Origin of the sequence: Pseudomonas sp. B5(2017) (assembly GCF_002112825.1) — a bacterium.
Classification (GTDB): Bacteria; Pseudomonadota; Gammaproteobacteria; order Pseudomonadales; family Pseudomonadaceae; genus Aquipseudomonas; species Aquipseudomonas putida_Z.
This window is the reverse complement of record NZ_NEIR01000045.1, coordinates 1-593: the sequence shown is the minus strand read 5'-3', so window position 1 is coordinate 593 and position 593 is coordinate 1. Positions and strand designations below refer to the sequence as shown.

The window sequence follows — 593 nt, the reverse complement described above, 5'->3', positions numbered from 1 at the left end:
GTGACCACGGTCACCGACAACCCGGCGACTCCGGACGTCACCACGCTCACCCTGACCGCGACGGACACCGTGGCCGAAGGCGGCAAGATCACCTACACCGCCACCCTGACCAACAAGGCGGGCACCGACCTGGTGATCAAGCTGAGCAACGGTGAAACCATCACCATCGCCGCTGGCTCGAAAGAAGCCTCGATCACTATCGATGCACCAAGCGACGACGTCTACGTCGATGCCGAAGACTTGAGCGTAACCGTCACCGGCACCACCGGTGGCGACTTCGAGAAACTCGACGTCAGCAGCACCGCGGCTGTGACCAAGGTCACCGACACCATCGACACCACTACCGTCACCCTGACCGCCACGCAAAGCGTGGTCGAGGGTGGCGTGGTGACCTACACCGCGTCGGTCAACCACAAAGTCACCGGTTCGGATCTGGTGGTGAAGTTGGCCAACGGCCAGACCATCACCATCCCGGTGGGCGAGTCGTCGGCTTCGGTACCGTTCACTGCACCGAACAACGTGCACAACACCAACCTGGATCTGACCAACAAGATCACCAATATCTCGGGCGGCAACTACGAGAAGACCGTGGC

1 protein-coding gene is annotated in these 593 nt (G+C 61.4%); it reads left to right on the top strand.

Translation table 11 applies throughout. From position 1 onward, the window contains the following. The coding region (locus CAG00_RS28925) for an immunoglobulin-like domain-containing protein (RefSeq protein WP_371915780.1) at positions 1 to 593 on the top strand (593 nt) is incomplete at both ends.